Source organism: Arthrobacter sp. P1_B9 (assembly GCF_056406495.1).
Genome location: NZ_JBFUAA010000004.1, coordinates 61557 through 78696, shown reverse-complemented (window position 1 = coordinate 78696; position 17140 = coordinate 61557). Strand labels below are relative to the sequence as shown.

Annotated in this window: 20 protein-coding genes and 3 tRNA genes; 17 read left to right on the top strand and 6 right to left on the bottom strand. The window is 68.3% G+C overall.

The window, feature by feature from the left end; translation table 11 throughout:
* The first annotated feature begins 25 nt into the window (after positions 1-25).
* Both AC1D1A_RS07575 and AC1D1A_RS07570 read left to right on the top strand, forming a co-directional pair.
* The gene (locus tag AC1D1A_RS07575; RefSeq protein WP_476947444.1) at positions 26-1081 is read left to right on the top strand and encodes an ABC transporter ATP-binding protein; all 1056 of its coding nucleotides are present in this window, start codon (positions 26-28) and stop codon (positions 1079-1081) included.
* Positions 1082-1205: 124 nt separating this feature from the next.
* Positions 1206-2018 (top strand): ABC transporter permease, encoded by an 813-nt coding sequence (locus AC1D1A_RS07570; protein ID WP_263407444.1) that lies wholly within the window; start codon positions 1206-1208, stop codon positions 2016-2018.
* A gap of 9 nt (positions 2019-2027) precedes the next feature.
* Here AC1D1A_RS07570 and AC1D1A_RS07565 read toward each other — a convergent pair whose 3' ends face one another.
* The 5 genes from AC1D1A_RS07565 to AC1D1A_RS07545 all read right to left on the bottom strand — a co-directional run bounded on the left by AC1D1A_RS07565 (position 2028) and on the right by AC1D1A_RS07545 (position 7065).
* Positions 2028-3524, bottom strand: a complete 1497-nt coding sequence (locus AC1D1A_RS07565) for a C40 family peptidase (RefSeq protein ID WP_476947443.1) — start codon at positions 3522-3524, stop codon at positions 2028-2030.
* Between the two features lie 190 nt (positions 3525-3714).
* Positions 3715-4635 carry a cation diffusion facilitator family transporter gene (locus AC1D1A_RS07560; protein ID WP_476849824.1) on the bottom strand — a complete coding sequence of 307 codons (921 nt, stop codon included), beginning with the start codon at positions 4633-4635 and terminating at the stop codon, positions 3715-3717.
* 10 nt (positions 4636-4645) lie between these two features.
* Positions 4646-5107: a metallopeptidase family protein gene (locus AC1D1A_RS07555; protein WP_476886703.1), complete on the bottom strand. Its 462-nt coding sequence runs from the start codon at positions 5105-5107 to the stop codon at positions 4646-4648.
* Positions 5108-5116: 9 nt separating this feature from the next.
* Positions 5117-6097: a DMT family transporter gene (locus AC1D1A_RS07550; protein WP_476859450.1), complete on the bottom strand. Its 981-nt coding sequence runs from the start codon at positions 6095-6097 to the stop codon at positions 5117-5119.
* Between the two features lie 86 nt (positions 6098-6183).
* Positions 6184-7065, bottom strand: coding sequence for an ArgP/LysG family DNA-binding transcriptional regulator (locus tag AC1D1A_RS07545; protein ID WP_476947442.1), 882 nt, complete (start codon positions 7063-7065; stop codon positions 6184-6186).
* Between the two features lie 68 nt (positions 7066-7133).
* On the opposite strand from AC1D1A_RS07545, the gene AC1D1A_RS07540 reads away from it, so the two are divergent.
* Positions 7134-7736, top strand: a complete 603-nt coding sequence (locus AC1D1A_RS07540; RefSeq protein WP_476947441.1) for a LysE/ArgO family amino acid transporter — start codon at positions 7134-7136, stop codon at positions 7734-7736.
* A 143-nt stretch (positions 7737-7879) separates the two neighbouring features.
* The gene (locus AC1D1A_RS07535; protein WP_476849820.1) at positions 7880-8425 is read left to right on the top strand and encodes a methyltransferase family protein; all 546 of its coding nucleotides are present in this window, start codon (positions 7880-7882) and stop codon (positions 8423-8425) included.
* Between the two features lie 103 nt (positions 8426-8528).
* On the opposite strand, the gene AC1D1A_RS07530 is transcribed toward AC1D1A_RS07535, so the two are convergent.
* Complete coding sequence (locus AC1D1A_RS07530) at positions 8529-9548, bottom strand: PHP domain-containing protein (protein ID WP_476947440.1); 1020 nt, start codon at positions 9546-9548, stop codon at positions 8529-8531.
* Between the two features lie 200 nt (positions 9549-9748).
* Between AC1D1A_RS07530 and AC1D1A_RS07525 the strand changes: the two genes are divergently transcribed.
* The 13 genes from AC1D1A_RS07525 (at position 9749) to AC1D1A_RS07465 (ending at position 17028) form a co-directional block, all read left to right on the top strand.
* Positions 9749-9821: transfer RNA gene (locus AC1D1A_RS07525), tRNA-Glu, on the top strand.
* Positions 9822-9926: 105 nt separating this feature from the next.
* Positions 9927-10000: transfer RNA gene (locus tag AC1D1A_RS07520), tRNA-Asp, on the top strand.
* 48 nt (positions 10001-10048) lie between these two features.
* Positions 10049-10124 (top strand) — tRNA-Phe (locus AC1D1A_RS07515).
* A 242-nt stretch (positions 10125-10366) separates the two neighbouring features.
* Positions 10367-10840: a hypothetical protein gene (locus tag AC1D1A_RS07510; protein WP_243181367.1), complete on the top strand. Its 474-nt coding sequence runs from the start codon at positions 10367-10369 to the stop codon at positions 10838-10840.
* Between the two features lie 196 nt (positions 10841-11036).
* The gene (locus AC1D1A_RS07505; RefSeq protein ID WP_230012588.1) at positions 11037-11558 is read left to right on the top strand and encodes an Asp23/Gls24 family envelope stress response protein; all 522 of its coding nucleotides are present in this window, start codon (positions 11037-11039) and stop codon (positions 11556-11558) included.
* A complete protein-coding gene (locus tag AC1D1A_RS07500; RefSeq protein ID WP_223914590.1) occupies positions 11555-11746 on the top strand; it encodes a hypothetical protein in 192 nt (63 codons plus the stop codon). Before AC1D1A_RS07505 ends, AC1D1A_RS07500 begins: the two co-directional genes overlap by 4 nt.
* Positions 11743-12126, top strand: coding sequence for a hypothetical protein (locus tag AC1D1A_RS07495; RefSeq protein ID WP_476851809.1), 384 nt, complete (start codon positions 11743-11745; stop codon positions 12124-12126). Before AC1D1A_RS07500 ends, AC1D1A_RS07495 begins: the two co-directional genes overlap by 4 nt.
* Complete coding sequence (locus AC1D1A_RS07490; RefSeq protein WP_476873259.1) at positions 12123-12782, top strand: hypothetical protein; 660 nt, start codon at positions 12123-12125, stop codon at positions 12780-12782. The genes AC1D1A_RS07495 and AC1D1A_RS07490 overlap by 4 nt, the downstream gene beginning before the upstream one ends.
* On the top strand, positions 12779-13390 hold the full coding sequence (locus tag AC1D1A_RS07485; RefSeq protein WP_230007798.1) for a hypothetical protein: 612 nt from the start codon (positions 12779-12781) through the stop codon (positions 13388-13390). Before AC1D1A_RS07490 ends, AC1D1A_RS07485 begins: the two co-directional genes overlap by 4 nt.
* Before the next feature lie 148 nt (positions 13391-13538).
* Positions 13539-14822: an ABC transporter substrate-binding protein gene (locus AC1D1A_RS07480; protein ID WP_028277787.1), complete on the top strand. Its 1284-nt coding sequence runs from the start codon at positions 13539-13541 to the stop codon at positions 14820-14822.
* A gap of 7 nt (positions 14823-14829) precedes the next feature.
* Positions 14830-15867: a carbohydrate ABC transporter permease gene (locus AC1D1A_RS07475; protein ID WP_026266860.1), complete on the top strand. Its 1038-nt coding sequence runs from the start codon at positions 14830-14832 to the stop codon at positions 15865-15867.
* Positions 15864-16763, top strand: coding sequence for a carbohydrate ABC transporter permease (locus AC1D1A_RS07470; protein WP_476859442.1), 900 nt, complete (start codon positions 15864-15866; stop codon positions 16761-16763). Before AC1D1A_RS07475 ends, AC1D1A_RS07470 begins: the two co-directional genes overlap by 4 nt.
* Positions 16764-16773: 10 nt before the next feature.
* Positions 16774-17028, top strand: a complete 255-nt coding sequence (locus AC1D1A_RS07465) for a hypothetical protein (RefSeq protein WP_079552393.1) — start codon at positions 16774-16776, stop codon at positions 17026-17028.
* The last annotated feature ends 112 nt before the right edge of the window (positions 17029-17140 follow it).

The following is a 17140-nucleotide window of genomic DNA, read 5'->3' as shown; positions in this document are numbered from 1 at the left end:
TCCCTGACCATCCGGTGACGGCCGCGTGAGCGCCGCCGGGCCGGCGGCCGAGCTGAGCATTGAGACCACGGGCCTGACCAAACGGTTCGGCCAGCAGATGGCTGTCGACGGCGTCGACCTGGCCGTGCCGAAAGGCGCGGTCTTTGGTTTCCTGGGCCCGAACGGTTCGGGGAAGACCACCACCATCAGGCTCCTGCTCGGCCTGGCCACGGCCACCGGAGGTTCCATGCGCGTGCTGGGCGAGGAGATGCCCGGCAAACTCAATGACGTGCTGCCCCGGGTCGGGGCGCTGGTGGAAGGACCGGCGTTCTACCCTTTCCTCTCCGGCGCCGCGAATCTGCGCCGCATGGACGCCGCGGACCCCTATGGTTCGGGCGCCACTCGGCGTGCCCGCGTCCAGGCAGCCCTGGAACGGGTGGGTTTGACGCACGCCGCGGACAAGCTGGTCCGGGCCTATTCGCTGGGGATGAAGCAGCGGCTGGGGATCGCCAACGCCCTGCTCGCCCCGCGGGAACTGCTGGTGCTGGACGAGCCCACCAACGGGCTGGATCCGCAGGGCACCCGTGAGGTGCGGAGCCTGGTGCGATCGCTCGCGGCCGACGGCGCCACGGTGTTCGTCTCCAGCCACCTGCTGGCCGAGGTCGAGCAGATCTGCACCCATGCGGCCATCATGAGCGCTGGCCGGCTTGTGGCGCAGGGAACCCTGACGGAACTGCGCGGGGCCGGCCAGGCAAGGATCCGCGTGTTGACCCCGGATCCGGGTACTGCGGCGCAGGTGCTGGCCGGCCTCGGCCTGACCGCGACCCTGGGCACCGACGGCCGTACTCCCGGTGGCGCTGCTTCCGGTGCCGCCGGCTCCGGGACCGACGCGGCCCTGTTCGCGTCCCTGCCTGGGGCTCCGGCTGCCAGGGAAGACGGAGGATCGTCCCGGTCCGTGGAGCGGGCGGCCGTGCAGCCGGAGGCCGTGGTGGCGGCCCTCGTGGCGGCGGGGGTCCGGGTCCGCGGCTTCGCGACCGAACAGGCCAGCCTTGAGGACCGGTTTGTGGCATTGACGGGGGAGGGGTTCGACGTTGTCCAGTAACAGCTCATCCGCGGGCGATCCGGCAGCCGGCCCGTCAGTTGCCCCGGCGCCGGGCCCCAACGAAGCGGCCGCAGGCGCTGGCGGGGACGGCGGGGCGGGCGCTGCGCCGGTCCGGCACGGGTCCCTGACCGGTGACCTGCTGGCGTCCGAGCTCGGGGTGCTGTTCCGCCGCCGCAGGACGTGGGCCATGTTGTGCGCGCTGGCGGCCATCCCGATCCTGATCGCGGTGGCGGTGCGGGTCTCCTCGGCCGTGCCGGCAGGCCGCGGGCCGGCCTTCCTGGACCGGATCGCCCAGAACGGCCTGTTCGTGGGCGTCACGGCAATGGTGGTCTCCGTTCCGCTGTTCCTGCCCCTTACCGTCGGCGTCGTGGCCGGAGACACGATCGCCGGAGAGGCCGGACAGGGGACCCTGAGGTACCTGCTGGTGGCTCCCGCCGGGCGGATCCGCCTGCTGATCGTCAAATATGCCGGGGCGGCCGTGTTCGTGATCGTTGCCCCGCTCGTGGTGGCCCTGACCGGGGCCGGAATCGGCGCGGCGCTCTTCCCCGTGGGGCCGGTGACCCTGCTCTCCGGCGACACGATCGGCACCGGCGAGGCCCTGGTCCGGCTCCTGCTGATCGCCGCCTATCTGGCGGTTTCGCTGCTGGGGTTGTCGGCGATCGGGCTGTTCATCTCCACCCTGACCGATGTTCCGGTGGGGGCCATGGCGGCCACCGTGGTGCTCTCTGTCGTCGCGCAGGTCCTGGACGCGCTGCCGCAACTCGAGTGGCTGCATCCCTGGCTTTTCAGCCACTACTGGCTGGACTTTGGCGATCTGCTCCGGCAGCCGGTTTCCTGGGATTCCTTTGCCGCCAATGCCCTGCTCCAGGGCGGTTACGTCGCCGTCTTCGGCGCGCTGGCCTACGGCAGGTTCATCACCAAGGACGTGCTCTCCTAGCCGCCAGTCTCAGTAACGGGCCGCGTAGCCGTACAGCTGCATCCCGGACATGGCGGCAACATCGGTCACGGTAATGCCGGCGTCGGGGTTCAGCGCCTGGACCACGCGGCCGCCGCCGAGGTAGATGGCCACGTGGTAGAAGCCCGGGGCCGAACCCCAGACGAACAGATCGCCCGGACGCGCCTGGGAGAGCGGGACATGGACGGGGGCCTGGGCGAACTGCTGGGAGGCCGTGCGGGGCAGGTACTTCCCTGCGGCGGCGAACGCATTCTGCACCAGGCCCGAGCAGTCAAACCCATAGCTCCCGGTTCCGCCGTACTGGTAGAAGAACGGCGATCCGGTCTTGCCGAGCGCCACCGAAATCGCGGTCTGGTTTGACCCGCCGGAAATCGGCGCCGGAACCGGAACGGGTACTGGCGCCGGGACCGGGGCAGGAATCGGTGCGGGGACCGGAGCAGGTACCGGTGCGGGATCCGGCGCGGACGCCGGAGCCGGAGCGGAGGCCGGTGCGGGCGCGGGTGCGGGCGCGGGTGCGGGCGCTGCAGCGGGGGCCGGCACGTCGGCGGGAGCCGGAGCGGCTGGCTGTCCTGCGGCTGAATCGTCCCGTCCCGGTGCTGCCGGTGCCGGCTGTGAACCCGTGCCAGGCTGCGGCGCTGGGCCTGCCGCCGCGGTCAGTGCTGCGAGCCGAGCCTGCTGGCGCTGGCGGTCGAGGGCGTCCACCCGGGCCGATTCCAGCGCCGCGGTGGTGTTTCTCAGGCTTGCCAGCTGGTCCACGAGCGCGCTGCGCTGCGCTTTGGCATCGGCCACGACCTGGCGCTGGGCGGCGTCGGCGCGGCCGGCGTCGGCCTTGCGGTCCGCGGCAGTCGCGGCGGCCTCGTCGGCGGCGCGGTTGGCGTCCGCTGCGGCTTCGGTCAGGGACTGCGCGGCCGTGGCCGCGTTTTCCGCGGACTCGAAGGCCCGCGCGCGTCCGGCCGTTACAGCCTCCAGCGTGGCTGCATCCTCCAGGGCCCGCCCGGAGCCGCTGACAAAGCTGCTGAGGGCCGGGTTCAGCCCGCCGTTGCGGTACAGGTCACCGGCCAGCTGGCCCAGCTGTTTGCGGGTTTTGGCCTGTTCTGCCCCGGCGGCGGCAGCCCTGGCGGCCGCCACAGCCGCCGCGTCACGGCGTGTGGCCAGCTCCACGAGGGCCTCGCCGTACGCGTTGTTTGCTTGCAGGGATGCGGCGAGGCTGGTTTCCTGGCCGGCCGACGCGTCGGCCAGAAGCCCGTCGATCCTGGTGACCTCTGCCGCCGTCGAGCTTGCACTGGACTTGGCGGCAGCGATCTCTTCCGGTGAGGGGATCTCCGGCGACGCCGGAACCCGGCCGGCAGTCTCCAGCGGCGGGCGCCCCTGCGGAGAAATCTGCGAAGAAATCAGCGGCGCGGCCTGGGCCGGGAGCGCGAGCGTTCCGAGGAGGACGACGGCGGTGCAGAGCACAGCCGTCTTGCGGCCGGATCGGATCCAACTCATGGGCAACCTCGCTGAAGTCTCAGGCTGGAGTGAGCGAGGTCGGATTTGGCGCGTGAAAGCCCTCTGCGGATCACCCAGCAGGCATGAGGCTACGTGCCAAAGGCTACTTTGGCAACACGAGTCACATGAATAACATAAACAACACGAGTGTCATTTGGCCACGTCCGTGACGGGTGTGTCCTGCCGACGGTCAGGCGTGCTGGTGGGCCTCGTGCTCTGAATGCGTGGTGGGCTCGAGCTGGAACGTGCAGTGTTCGGTGTCGAAATGGGAGCCAAGGCAGCTGGTGAGTTTGTCCAGAACCCGGTCGGCGCCTTTGGCGCCGAGCGCTGCGTCTTCCACCACCACGTGGGCGGAGAAGACGGGGACACCGGAGGTAATGGTCCAGATGTGGATGTCGTGGACGGATACCACGCCGTCCACCGCAAGGATGTGGTCGCGGATCATCTGAACGTCCACGCCCTTGGGCGTGGCCTCGAGGAGCACGTCGACGACGTCGCGCAGCAGGTGCCAGGCCCGGGGCAGGATCATGAGGGCGATGAGGATCGAGGCAATGGTGTCGGCCGCCTGGAACCCGGTGACCATGATGACCACCGCCGCCGCGATGACGGCAAAGGACCCCAGCAGATCCCCCAGGACTTCGAGGTAGGCGCCGCGGACGTTCAGGCTTTCCTTCTGGGCGCCGCGCAGGATCAGCAGGGAGACCAGGTTGGCGACGGCGCCGAGGACCGCCGCGGCGAGCATGACGTCGGTGTGGACCTCGGGGGTGGTGCCGAGCCTGCGGATGGCCTCGGTGAAGATGACCACCGAGATGACGATCAGGACCAGTGCGTTTGCCAGCGCCGCCAGAACTTCGGCGCGCTGGTAACCGTAGGTGCGCAGATCGCTGGCGGGCCGGGTGGCGATCCATGCGGCCAGCAGGGCGATGAAGACGCCGGCGGCGTCCGAGAGCATGTGTCCGGCATCGGCGAGCAGGGCCAGGGATCCGGAGACAACCGCACCGATCGTCTGCACGAGCACCACGGCGAGCGTGATGGCCAGGACGGCGACCAGGCGCTTGCGGTGCTTGCCGGTGGCAGTGATGCCGTGCGAGTGGCTGTGGTCGTGTCCCATGCCTACAAGGCTATCCCCAGCCGAGCTCGTGCAGGCGCGCGTCGCTGATGCCGAAGTGGTGGGCGATCTCGTGCACCACGGTGACGGTGACTTCCTCGATCACGTCCTCCCGGGAGGTGCAGATGTCCAGGATGGGTTGGCGGAAGATGGTGATCCGGTCCGGCAGCGAGCCGGCGTCCCACCAGGAGTCCCGCTCGGTCAGGGGCACCCCCTCATAGAGCCCCAGCAGCACGGTGTCTGGATCCTCGCCGGGCTGCGGGGTGTAGTCGTCCTCGATGAAGATCGCGACATTGCTCATGGTCTTTGCCAGATCCGGCGGGATCCGGTCGAGGGCATCACTCACGGCGGCCTCGAAATCGGCCTCGGACATCGGGAAGGGGCCGTCGTCCGGGCCGTCACCACCGTCCCCGCCGGCACTGCCCTCCCCGCCGTTCGGAACGATCGGCAGGCCGGGCGGGAGGGAGGAGGGCATAGGCAAACTCTAGCGGGACCGGCGCCGGGTCAGCCCCACGCCCACAAGGCAGATCGCGCCGCCCACCAGGCCCCAGATGGTCGGAATCTCGCCCAGGACCAGCCAGGAGATCAGGATTGTGGTGCCCGGGACCAGGTAGGTGGTGGCCGCGAGGCGTCCCGCATCAATCATCGAGAGCGCATAGGCCCAGGTGGTGAATGCGATCGCAGTGGGGAAGATGCCCAGGTAAACCAGGCCGAGGGTGGCCGGCAGGGGAGCGGACTGCAACTCGGTGACCAACTGGCCGCTGAAGGGCAGGCAGCACAGGGCGCCCACCATGATGCCGAACCAGGTGGCCTGGGCGGCCGGGAACTTGCGGAGCACCGGTTTTTGGACGATCACGCTCACAGCGGCCAGCGCGGCCGCAAGCAGGCAAAGCAGCACGCCGGCCACGTCCGCCGTCGACCGCTGGCCGGAACCAAGCGCAATCACGGCCACGCCGCCGAACGCGATGAGGCTGCCGATGATGAGCCAGCGCGGGAACCCTTCCTTCAGGATCACTCCGGCCATGACGGCCACCAGGATGGGGTTGACGTTGATCAGCAGGGCGGCCGTGCCGGCGTCGAGCATGTGTTCGGCGGCGTTCAGGGCCACGTTGTAGCCTCCGAACCACATGACGCCATAGGCGAGGATGGGCCACCACTCGCGGCCCCGGGGCAGGCCCCTGAGCTTGGGCACCACCAGCAGGCCCAGCACGACGGCGGCAACGGCCAGCCGGCCGAGCGTCAGGGAGCCAGGGGAGAAGCTCGGGCCTACGGCGCGGATGCCCACGAAGGCGGAGGCCCACAGGACCACGGTGACGATGACGGCGGCGATGCCGAGCCTGCTGATCGTGGCCGGCTGCCCGGGAGGGGGCGGCGCGGGTTGCGGGGCGGGTGCGGGGGCGGCGTGCGGAGACCCTTCGTGGGGGCCTGCGGACGGAGTGGGGCCGGATGCGGCGGTTGTTGCCATGCTGCCAATGTAGCCGTTCCCGCCTCCTCCCGGCTGGCGGGAATCGGTCACGTCTAGTCGAGATCCTGCCAACATCCCGAATGGCCTCAGCGCAGGACGCGCGCTGCCGTCCGGACAGCGGCCGCGACGTCGTTCAGCGCTGCCGAGCCGCGCCGCCACTGCTGCCAGTAGAGGGCAACGTCCACGTGCGCTCGCGGGGCGAGGGCCTCGAGCCTGCCGGCCAACAGGTCCTCGCCGATTTCGATTTCGGGCATCATGCCCCAGCCCATGCCCCAGCGGATGGCATCGCCAAACTCCTGGGCGGCCGGGACATAGTGGCGCGGCGGCTGCAGGGAGGCCCGGCTGACCCGGCGCAGCCAGCGGTCCTGCAGGTCGTCCTTGCGGTCGAAGACCACAACGGGAGCGGCGGCGAGCGTCGCGCCAGTCGCACCCGCCCCAAACCAGCGGCGGGCGAAGCCCGGAGCGCACACCGGCAAATAGCGCATGGTGCCCAGCTTGCTCGACGAGCAGCCGGGCACGGGCTGGGCTGTCTCCGTGATGGCGGCAGCGGCGGCTCCGGCGCGCAGCAGGTTCAACGAGTGCTCCTGGTCTTCACGCAGGATCTCGAGCTGGACGTTGTCACTGGCCGCTGCGAGGCCGGCCAACGCCCAGGTATGCAAGGAATCGCTGTTGATCACCAGCGTCAGGCGCGTCCCTCCGCGGGGGTGCTCCGGCTGCAGTTCCTCGGCCAGGTCCGCGGAGAGCATTTCCAGCTGCCGGGCGAAGCGCACCACGGCCTCGCCGGACTCTGTGAGTCCGGGCGGGCGCGCCCGGGTCAGGACGGGCCGGCCGACGGCGGTCTCGAGGGCCCGGACCCGCTGGCTGATCGCCGAGGGCGTCACGGACAGGTGCGCGGCCGCGGCGTCGAAGCTCCCGTGCGTCAGAATCGCGGCCAGCGTCCGGGCCTGTTCGGGGGTGATCTCCATCATTAGCCCATCTTACGTATCAGCAGAATCTTTAACTGGTTTCATCTTCGGCGGGCGCCTACCGTGGAGTGGTGATCCTTCCCCTGTTTTCCGGTCTCTCCGCCGGCCTGTCCCTCATCGTTGCCATCGGCGCGCAGAACGCTTTTGTCCTCCGGCAGGGCATCCAGCGCTCGCACGTCGTCATGGTGGTGGCAGTCTGCGCGGTCTCGGACCTCGTGCTGATCCTGCTGGGCGTCGCGGGCATCGGCATCCTCCTGGACCGGGCGCCCGCTGCCCTGGTCGTGATCCGGTGGGCCGGGGCGGCGTTCCTCCTTGCCTACGGGGCGCTCGCGGCCCGGCGTGCGGTCCGCGGCGAGCAGATGGAGAATCCCGGCGACAAGCCCGCCGCCGGCCGTGCCGCCGTCCTTGGCACCTGCCTGGCCTTCACCTGGCTGAACCCGCACGTCTACCTGGACACGGTGCTGCTGCTCGGGTCCCTCGCTGCCGCCCAGGGCGAAGCCGGGCGCTGGTGGTTCGCCGCCGGGGCCGGCCTGGGAAGCATTGCCTGGTTCACCGCCCTCGGCGCGGGGGCGCGGTTCCTGACATCCCTGTTCCGGCGCCGGACGGCCTGGCGTGTGCTCGACGCCGGCATCGCCGTCGTGATGGTCACCCTTGCCGTGCTGCTGCTGGCCTGACACGCGCCCGCCCGCCGCTCCGCCCCGCCGCGCGCCGCCCATCGCGCGCCCACGCAAAGTGTCGGGAAAGCTCAGGCTGATCCCCCGTCCCAGGGGGCGGTGGGCCCTTGTCCGCTCAACGTGGCGGGGTCACGATTGCTGGTATGACAGCATCCCCAGCTTCGGCCAGCGAACGACGGCGTGCAGCGATCGGCACAGCCGTCTTCGCGGTCGCCCCCGCAACCGCCGCGGGCGTGGTGCCGTGGCTGCTGACCCGCTGGAAAGTGGAGTCCCCGGTCCCCGGCGGGGTGCCCGCGCAGATCGCGGGCGCCATGATGATCGGTGCGGGTGCTGCCGTCATCGCGAATTCCTTTGTGCATTTCGCCGTCGAGGGCATCGGGACCCCCGCGCCATTTGCCCCGCCCAGGCAACTGGTGGTCGGCGGTCTCTACCGGTACGTGCGGAATCCGATGTACGTGTCCATTGCCGCGGCCGTCGCGGGGCAGGGGCTCCTGCTGGGCCAGCCGAGGCTCTTCCTGGCTCTGGGCATCGGCGCCATCCCGGTGGTGGCTTTCGTCCGGCAGTACGAGGAGCCCACACTGGCCCGGAAGTTCGGTGCGGCGTACGAGGAGTACCGCAGCAATGTCCCGCGCTGGCTGCCCAGGCCCACGCCGTGGCGGCCCGTAGGGCCGGAGCCGTCCCGGGCCTAGGCCTCGGCGGGCAGGCAGGGCATTGGGCGGCTGGGCATCCGCGGGCTGGGGTAGCCCTGGGCCTGGTAGCCCTGGGGCCTGGCCCAAGGCAGCTGTCCGGCCGCTATTTGCCGTTTCCGGCCCACTCCAGCAGCCGATCCAGCGGCCAGGTGGTGACGATCCGCTCGGCGGGTACCCCGTTCGAGGCCGCGCGCTCGGCACCGTACTGCAGGAAATCCAGCTGGCCCGGCGCATGGGCGTCGCTGTCGATGCTGAACAGACAGCCGGAATCGAGAGCCAGCCGGATCAGCTCGTCCGGCGGATCCTGCCGTTCGGGGCGGGAATTGATCTCGACGGCCACATTATTGCCGGCGCACGCCGCGAACACGCGCGCGGAGTCGAACTCGGACTCCGGGCGGGTTCCCCTCGGCCCCTGCAGCAGCCGGCCGGTGCAGTGGCCGAGGACGTTCGTGTGCGGATCATTGATGGCGCCCAGCATCCGCTCGGTCATGGTGCGCCGGTCGGAGCGGAGCTTCGAGTGGACGCTCGCCACCACGATGTCCAGCCGGTCCAGCATCTCCGGGGACTGGTCCAGGGTGCCGTCCTCCAGGATGTCCACCTCGATCCCGGCCAGGAGGCGGAAGTCCCCGCCGTCCGCGTTGATGTCCGCAACAATGTCCAGCTGTTCCCGAAGGCGTTCGGCGCTCAGGCCGTTGGCAATCTTGAGGTTGGGGGAGTGATCCGTCAGGGCGAGGTAATCCCGGCCCAGCGTCCGGGCGGCGTCAGCCATCAGTCCGATCGGGGACCCGCCGTCGGACCAGTCGCTGTGGCTGTGCAGGTCCCCGCGGAGGGCCGAGCGCAGTTCGGCGCCGCCGGTCGCGAGGGGTTGCTGCCCGCGTTGGCGCAGATCCTCAAGATAGTCGGGCACGCCGCCGTCGACCGCCTGCCGGATGACCTCGAACGTTCTGTCGCCGATCCCCTTCATGCTCTTGAGCCTGCCGTTGCGTGCCCGCGCTGCGACCTCCTCCGGGTCCAGGGCGCCGATAATCCCGGCTGCCTTGCGGAACGCCTGGATCTTGAAGGTGGGGGCGAGCCCGCGTTCGAGCCAGAACGCAATCTCATTGAGGGCATCAACGGCATTCATCAGTCCATCTTGCACCCACTCTGCCCGGCCCCGCCCCTATCTTGGCCCGGCTTTGTATCGGCGGGAAGGGCCGATTTTGGATAATCCGGGGGTCTGCCCTTATAGTTTTATAGTCCAGTTCGGAGGAACCCGAAAGGACAAAAACGACAGGCTTCGGCCCTTAATTTTTGCCCCTATATGTTCCGACGGATGGCGTCCTGGCCCCCATCGTCTAGCGGCCTAGGACACCGCCCTTTCACGGCGGCGGCACGGGTTCGAATCCCGTTGGGGGTACGCAAGGAACTGGTCAAACCGGGTGAAAAAGTCTGGTAGGCTAAAGGCCTTGAAAATCTGCGGTAGCGATATCGCAGACAGCAAGAACAAGCAGTAAACAAGCAAGGCCCTGTAGCGCAGTTGGTTAGCGCGCCGCCCTGTCACGGCGGAGGTCGCGGGTTCAAGTCCCGTCAGGGTCGCTCTGATTGCCGGAAGAAATTCCGGCCTTCAAGGTGACACGTCACCTAGGCTCTGTAGCTCAGTTGGTAGAGCGTTCGACTGAAAATCGAAAGGTCACCGGATCGACGCCGGTCGGAGCCACCACTGGGAAGCATCAGTTCTTTGAGAACTGGTGCTTTTCTTCTTTAACACCTTCTGGTGCTCCGCTTTATCGACGGGGGGAGGCGGGCGGCGAGGGGCGGGCGATGGGCGGCCGATGGCGGCGACCGTTTGGGGGCCGTCCAGCCGGCCGGGCTAGACTCGCACGCTGGGGAAAGAACACCAAGGCCGCCGGCAGCCCGGTCCGGGCAGGCGGCGCAATCTCAACCGAAAAGTGATTCTGCAACGTGACTTCGAAGAATATTGCCCGTCCTCTCGCCGCAACCGCCCTCCTCGCAGCCCTGGCGCTTACCGGGTGTTCGGCCCCGCAGGCCGGCAGCGCGCCTTCGTCCGCCGCGGGCACGTCCGCCGGGGGCGAGTCCACCGCTTCCGCGTCCGCCACGCCGAGCCCCAGCGGGACCTCGGGACCGTTCGGCGGCTTCACCAGCGCAGCCGAGGCGTGCTCCAAGATCTCGGAGCAGGCAACCGGCGCCACGCTCCTTCCGCTGTCGGCCGCCCAAGGCAAGACGGCGGAACTGGAACAGTTCAAAACGGAGCTGGCCGAGACGGCCGAACGCGTCCCGGACAGCCTCAAGGCCGACTTCGCCAACCTCAAGGAGGTGGCCGTTGCCGGCGTCACCGACCAGACGGTCTTCTCCAGCGGAAAGCTCCAGGCCGCCATGGCGCCGGTCACGACCTGGATCGCCACCAACTGCAAGTAGGGGGTTCGGCCAGGCCAACGCCCGCGTCGGCCCCCGGCTGACATCCCGCGGCGGACAGACGGCTGGCCTTGTCCCCGATGCAGGCCGCCCGTTCCCGCCCCCACCTGCATGGACTGTGGGAACGGGCGCCGCAAGATTCCCCCACGCGCCCCAAGGCAGGGACTAGGGTTGTGTCAAAGAGAAGGGGGAGTGCGTTATGGAATACCAGAATTCTCAACCCGTCGCCGGTCCTGCGGCCGGTCAACACGTTGCCGGGCTCGCAGCCGGTCAGCCCGGTCCCGATGCCCTGGTCAGTCCTACAGACGGTCTGTCCGCGCCGGCCGGCACCGGCCGCACGGTCATAGCGGAAACTGCCGTCGCCAAGGTAGCGGGCATCGCCGCCCGATCGGTGCCCGGCGTCTATTCGTTGGGATCAGGACCCTCACGCGCCCTCGGGGCCATCCGCGACGCCGTCGGCAACGCTGATCACGCAGCAGGCGTCCGCGTGGAAGTCGGCGAAACGCAGGTCGCCGTGGACATCGATCTTGTTGCGGTGTACGGCACCCCCCTGCAGACCCTCGCGGACCAGGTCCGCGCCGTCGTCTACGCCGCCGTCGGGGAACTGGTGGGTCTCGAAGTGATCGAGGTCAATATCGAGATCAACGACGTTTATGTGCCCGGCCCGGCCAAACCGGCCGCGTCCGCCGAGGCCCGGCCAGTCAGGGAGGCAATCCAATGAGTCTGACGGTAGTGGGAATCGCCATGGGCGCCTTCGTGGCCTTCATGTCCTTCCAGTTCGGTGTCTGGGGCTTCCTCGGCTCCCTGTTCTTCATGGCCATTGGCGCCCTCCTGGGCCGGGCCGCAGAGGGGAAGCTGGACCTGCGCAGCGTGTTTGACGCCCTCACGGGCCGGCGTTCCTCCTCATGAGCATCACGGCAGAAGCGCCGATCCCCGGCGCCGCGGTGGCCGGGCACAACCGCATCAGCACCCAGGCCCTGACGAGCGTGGCCCGGGCGGCCGCGGGGGAGGCCCTCGGTGTCCCGGCGCACGACGTCCGCGCCGACTGGTCGGACGATGACGGGCTGCTCGCCCTGTCGCTTGTCATGCCCGTCGCGGTCCCGAATCTCACCGCTGTGGTCCGGGACCCCGGCCGCGTCGCCGGATTCGGCGGTTCCATCTGGGAGCGTGCCGTCGCCGCCAAGGCCGAGATTCTGCGCCGCGTGACGGAACTGACCGGAGCGCAGCTGAGCCGGGTGGACATCCGCATCAGCGGGGCCGCCGTGCGCGGGGGAGGCCGGGTACATTGAGCCAGGACACCCAGAACGCCGGGATCGACTCCGCCGGGCACGACGCCGATGCGGTGCAGGGGAGCGCGCCGTTGGGTTCCGGCGCCGCGGGCATGGGCCGGATAGTGAAACGGGAGACGCACACATCGCGCGCTGTTGTGTCCGTGATCGCGGCCGGCCTGGTCATGGTCGTGTTCGGCTATGCGCTGCTTGAGACCGGGGTCCGTGCGATCGGGCAGCCGCCGTGGCTCGTGGATCCGCAGACCGCGGCCGAGCGGGTAGTCGCGCTCCCGGCGGGAATCCCGCCGCTTCTGCTCGGTGTCACGGGCGCTGTGATCGCGATGGCCGGATTGTTCTTCTTCCTCAATGCCGTGCTGCCCGGCCGGCGGGCACGCCACCTGCTCCCGGACCGCCGGGCCGCCGTCGTGGTGGACGATGAGGTGATCGCCGCTGCCCTGGCGCGCCGGGCCCGGCTGGCCGCCAACGTGGCCAAGGAACAGGTGATGGTGGTCGTGTCGCGGAATCGGATCACGGTCAACGTCCGGCCGACCTCCGGTGTGCCGCTGCGCCCGGACGCCGTCCTGGATGCTGTGCGCCGGGAAGTGGAGGAAATGGGCCCCTGGCCGATGCCGGAAGTGCGGATCCAGGTATCCACAGCCGGGGTGGTGGGGGCATGAACAACACCCCCCGGGCGCTGAACCGCGTACTGATTGGCATCCTTGGCATCCTGCTCCTCGCCGTCGGCGTCCTCCTGATACTGCTTGCAAGCGTCCCGGCCGTGGGCGTGTGGTGGCATGAGTGGGCCGGCGGCGTCCTGAGCTTCTGGCTCGATTTGTTCGAACGGACGCAATTCCCCCGCCGCCAGGGGAGCTGGCTGTGGCTTGCCATCTGCGTGGCGCTGCTGGTGGTGATTGGCCTGATGATCGCCTGGATTGCCCAACAGGGTACGGGCCGGACCAGCCTGCTCGTGGCAGAGGAGGACCCGGGTGAGGTGCCCGGCAACGTCGGAATCAGCGGCGGCGTGGCGGAGCAGACTCTCCGCGCGGCGCTGGCGGACCGGCCCGACCTGGCCGGCGTCACGGTCGCCGCCTACAAGATCAGCGGTGAGCCGGCCCTCAAGATCCGGGTGGAACCGCGCCAGGGCGTCGCCCCGCACCGGCTCGCCGCCGAAGTTTCCGCCCTGGTAGAGGCGCTCGACGCGGTGATCGGCAAACGCACCCCGGTGCTGATCCACATCGGATCCGGCGCGCGGTCGCGGTTCGGCCGTTCCGAGCGGGTCCGCTGAGGTGGCCGGCCGGCGGGCCACGGAATCTCCTTTGCATAAAGGTTTCATGTAAACGCTTGCATTCCGGACTGCCTGTTGATTACTGTGATGGTCGGCACACCATCAGTACGGCCGTTTTTCACCGGTACTCAGCGAGGAGCACTCCAGTATGAAAACCCGCAATTTCCTACTTCCCGTCGCCACGGCAGGCATTTTGGCTATCACCCTTTCGGCGTGTGGCGGCGGAGGTGGCGGCACTACCAGCGGCAGCGACGCCGCCTCGCAGGGCCTGGACGGGCGCGGCCCCATTACTTACGTTCAGGGCAAGGACAACAGCAACGTGGTCCGCCCGCTGATCGACAAGTGGAACGCCGCCCACCCGAACGAAAAGGTCACCTTCAAGGAGCAGACCGACCAGGCCGACCAGCAGCACGACGACCTCGTCCAGCACTTCCAGGCCAAGGACCCCGGCTACGACGTCGCGAGCGTCGACGTCGTCTGGACCGCCGAATTCGCCGCCAAGGGCTGGCTGCAGCCGCTCAAGGACAAGATGGCGCTGGACACCTCGGCCATGCTGAAGCCGACCGTTGATGCCGCTTCCTACAAGGGCACGCTGTATGCGGCACCGGAATCATCCGACGGCGGCATCCTGTACTACCGCAAGGACCTGGTCCCCACGCCCCCGAAGACCTGGGACGAGATGATGAGCATGTGCTCCATCGCCAAGACCAACAACATCGGCTGCTACTCCGGCCAGTTCAAGAAGTATGAGGGGCTGACCGTCAACGCCTCCGAGGCAATCAACTCCGCCGGCGGAGCCGTGCTGGACGAGAACGGCAAGCCCAACCTGCTCACCGCGGAGGCAAAGGCCGGCATGGCCAACCTGACCAAGGCCTACGCAGACGGCTCGATCCCGAAGGAAGCCATCACGTTCCAGGAAGAGGAAAGCCGCCAGGCATTCCAGGACGGCAAGCTGCTGTTCCTGCGCAACTGGCCCTACGTCTACAACCTGGCCACCACCGAAGGCTCCTCCAAGGTCAAGGACGTCCTGGGCATGACCGCACTCCCCGGCAAGACCGGTCCGGGCGCCTCGTCCCTCGGCGGCCACAGCGCCGCGATCAGCGTCTACTCCAAGAACAAGGCCACCGCGGTGGACTTCCTGAAGTTCCTCACCACCGAAGAGACCCAGAAGTTCTTCGCCACGCAGGGTTCGCTCGCACCGGTGCTCGGCAAGCTCTACGACGACAAGGAGCTCGTCGCCAAGCTGCCGTACCTGCCGGTCCTGAAGACCTCGATCGAGAACGCCGTGCCGCGCCCGGTCACCCCGTTCTACCCGGCCGTCACCAAGGCCATCCAGGAAAACGCGTACTCGGCCATCAAGGGCGAGAAGACTGTAGACGCGGCCCTGTCCGACATGCAGAAGTCCATCGAGTCCGCTAGCGCGGGACAGTAGGTCCATCATGGCAACTGAAGTAGGCCCGACGTCGGTCAAGGCACCGGCGTCGGGCGGGGCACCGATCCACCACGCACCCAAGGGTGTTGGGGAGGACAACCGCATCGCGACGCAGGGGCGCTGGGCAGCTTGGCTGCTGGCGCCGACCATCCTCGCATTGTCGGTAGTGATCGTGTATCCGATCATCACCGCCATTGTGATGTCATTCCAGAAGGATGCCGGTCTGGACCCCGCTACGGGTCTCTTCGTTGAGGGTGGCCCGGCCGGCTTCTCGAACTACTACAACTGGATTTTCCAGCAATGCCCGGCACCGTCCGGCGGAACCGTTGACTGCCCGCCGGGAACCCTCGGCGCGCAGTTCTGGTCCGCCACCGGCACCACGTTCTTCTTCACCATCGTGACGGTGGCACTGGAGACCGTGCTCGGCTTCTGGATGGCCGTCATCATGGCACGGGCCTTCAAGGGCCGCAGCCTGGTCCGTGCAGCCGTCCTGGTGCCGTGGGCCATCCCCACCGCCGTGACGGCCAAGCTGTGGCTGTTCATCTTCGCCTTCGAAGGCATCGGCAACAAGCTCTTCAACACCACCGTCCTATGGACCGGCAGCGAATGGCCGGCCAGGTGGGCCGTGATCATCGCGGACGTCTGGAAGACCACGCCGTTCATGGCGCTGTTGATTCTTGCCGGCCTGCAGATGATTCCCGCGGAAGTGTACGAGGCGGCCAAGGTCGACGGCGCCTCAGCCTGGCAGCGGTTCCGGATGATCACCCTGCCGCTGGTGAAACCGGCGCTCATGGTGGCCATCCTGTTCCGCACCCTGGACGCGCTGCGCATGTTCGACCTCCCGTACATCCTGACCGGCGGAGCGAACAACACCACCACGCTCTCCATCCTGGTGATCAACCAGATCAGGCAGGGCTTCAACGCGGCGGCGGCTTTGTCCACCATCACGTTCATCATCATCTTTCTGGTGGCTTTCATCTTCGTGCGCTTCCTCGGAGCGAACGTGGTGGAGCAGCAGACCGGCGCAGGTAAGGGGAAGAAATGACCGCCGCGACGAGCGCCGCAACCGAGCTGCGCGCAGAGCAGGACCGGGGGCGGAAGGCCGCGCAGAACCGCGAGAAGTGGGCCCAGAGCCGGACCTACATCAGTGCGGTCGTGATCCTCTTCTGGTGCCTGGCTCCGGCCTACTGGATGGTGGTGACGGCGTTCCGCGACGTCGGCTACACCTACGACACCTCGATCCTGCCGACTCACATCACGCTGGACAACTTCAGGACGGCGTTCGACACGTCCTTCGGCAACCACTTTGGCCAGGCACTGCTGAACAGCTTGTTCATCGGCACCGTCGTCACCCTGGTGTCGCTGGTGATCGGCGTGTTTGCCGCCTACGCACTGGCCCGCTTGAACTTCAAGTTCAAGTACCTTGTGCTGGGCTTCATCCTGGGCGCTTCCATGTTCCCCGGCGTCGCCCTCATCACCCCGCTGTTCCAGCTCTTCACGAACATCGGCTGGATGGGCACCTACCAGGCCCTGATCATCCCGAACATCTCGTTCGTGCTGCCGCTGACGGTCTACACCATGACCTCCTTCTTCCGGGAGATGCCGTGGGAGCTCGAGGAATCGGCCCGGGTGGACGGCTGCACGCAGGGACAGGCCTTCCGGAAGGTCATCATGCCGCTGGCCGCACCGGCCATCTTCACAACCGCCATCCTGGCCTTCATCTCCTCGTGGAATGAATTCCTGATCGCCAGCCAGCTTTCGTCCGACGCAACGCAGCCGGTCACCGTGGCCATTGCGAGCTTCGCCGGTGCGCAGCCGAACCAGATTCCGTACACCGCCATCATGGCTGCGGGCACTATTGTGACCATTCCCTTGGTCATCCTGGTGCTGGTGTTCCAGCGTAAGATTGTCGCGGGCCTCACGGCCGGCGCGGTTAAGTGACTGAGGCGTGATGACTGACGAGCAGAACCAGGGTCACGTGCCGGCGACGCGTCGAAAGGTGCGCTCCGGCGAGGACTTCGACATCATCATCGGGTTCCTCGGCTTTTGGGCCGTGGTGCTGCTGGTGGTCACTGTCTGGATGGAAGTGACCGCCCAGCCAGCCCTCTTCTGGGCCCTGGGTCTGCTCGCCATGTTGCTGGCCCTCTACGGGATGATCCGGCTGCGCCGGCGTTTGCCGCGCCGGACGGCCAGCCGGCACTCCTAGCAGGGGGACAGCAGCCGGGCAGGAGCCGGGCAGGATTATTCAGCCGCCGGGGGGAGGCGGACGCAACACGTCTGCGGGCAGCCGCCAGGCTTCCACGGACCGTTAATTAGGG

Bases quoted from the DNA above. Each gene is read 5' to 3' on its own strand.
- AC1D1A_RS07465 (WP_079552393.1), top strand. From the start codon at position 16,774: ATGACTGACGAGCAGAACCAGGGTCACGTGCCGGCGACGCGTCGAAAG.
- AC1D1A_RS07560 (WP_476849824.1), bottom strand. From the start codon at position 4,635: ATGGGACACGACCACAGCCACTCGCACGGCATCACTGCCACCGGCAAG.
- AC1D1A_RS07535 (WP_476849820.1), top strand. From the start codon at position 7,880: ATGACAGCATCCCCAGCTTCGGCCAGCGAACGACGGCGTGCAGCGATC.
- AC1D1A_RS07475 (WP_026266860.1), top strand. From the start codon at position 14,830: ATGGCAACTGAAGTAGGCCCGACGTCGGTCAAGGCACCGGCGTCGGGC.
- AC1D1A_RS07545 (WP_476947442.1), bottom strand. From the start codon at position 7,065: ATGATGGAGATCACCCCCGAACAGGCCCGGACGCTGGCCGCGATTCTG.
- AC1D1A_RS07530 (WP_476947440.1), bottom strand. From the start codon at position 9,548: ATGAATGCCGTTGATGCCCTCAATGAGATTGCGTTCTGGCTCGAACGC.
- AC1D1A_RS07550 (WP_476859450.1), bottom strand. From the start codon at position 6,097: ATGGCAACAACCGCCGCATCCGGCCCCACTCCGTCCGCAGGCCCCCAC.
- AC1D1A_RS07470 (WP_476859442.1), top strand. From the start codon at position 15,864: ATGACCGCCGCGACGAGCGCCGCAACCGAGCTGCGCGCAGAGCAGGAC.
- AC1D1A_RS07505 (WP_230012588.1), top strand. From the start codon at position 11,037: ATGGAATACCAGAATTCTCAACCCGTCGCCGGTCCTGCGGCCGGTCAA.
- AC1D1A_RS07480 (WP_028277787.1), top strand. From the start codon at position 13,539: ATGAAAACCCGCAATTTCCTACTTCCCGTCGCCACGGCAGGCATTTTG.
- AC1D1A_RS07495 (WP_476851809.1), top strand. From the start codon at position 11,743: ATGAGCATCACGGCAGAAGCGCCGATCCCCGGCGCCGCGGTGGCCGGG.
- AC1D1A_RS07555 (WP_476886703.1), bottom strand. From the start codon at position 5,107: ATGCCCTCCTCCCTCCCGCCCGGCCTGCCGATCGTTCCGAACGGCGGG.
- AC1D1A_RS07565 (WP_476947443.1), bottom strand. From the start codon at position 3,524: ATGAGTTGGATCCGATCCGGCCGCAAGACGGCTGTGCTCTGCACCGCC.
- AC1D1A_RS07485 (WP_230007798.1), top strand. From the start codon at position 12,779: ATGAACAACACCCCCCGGGCGCTGAACCGCGTACTGATTGGCATCCTT.
- AC1D1A_RS07500 (WP_223914590.1), top strand. From the start codon at position 11,555: ATGAGTCTGACGGTAGTGGGAATCGCCATGGGCGCCTTCGTGGCCTTC.